Source organism: Pseudoruegeria sp. SK021 (assembly GCF_002119405.1).
Lineage (GTDB): Bacteria > Pseudomonadota > Alphaproteobacteria > Rhodobacterales > Rhodobacteraceae > Meridianimarinicoccus.
This window is the reverse complement of sequence record NZ_MTBG01000147.1, coordinates 1-314: the sequence shown is the minus strand read 5'-3', so window position 1 is coordinate 314 and position 314 is coordinate 1. Positions and strand designations below refer to the sequence as shown.

Below are 314 nucleotides of genomic sequence, written 5' to 3'. Positions count from 1 at the left end.
CGGTGATGCGCCAGCGCCATCCGGCGGGCGAGCGGCTGTTTGTCGATTACGCCGGGCACACGATCGACGTGATTGATCCCACGACTGGCGAGGTGCGCACAGCACAACTGTTTGTCGCCACGCTGGGCGCCTCGAATTACACCTATGTTGAGGCGACATGGACCCAATCATTGCCTGATTGGATCGCGAGTGTCAATCACGGTGACATAAGGGGCCATTTACCGGCGCAAATAGGGGCCACGCTCGGGATGTCGGTGGCGCTCTGGCGCGTGTGCTCACCACATAGCTAACGCGTGCCAGAGCGCGCTGGCCGT

The 314-nt window shown here is 61.8% G+C and carries 1 pseudogene; it reads left to right on the top strand.

Annotated elements, in window-relative coordinates:
* Positions 1–191 (top strand): annotated as a pseudogene (locus BV911_RS18995) (IS21 family transposase); the annotation flags it as partial.
* Positions 192–314 lie beyond the last annotated feature (123 nt).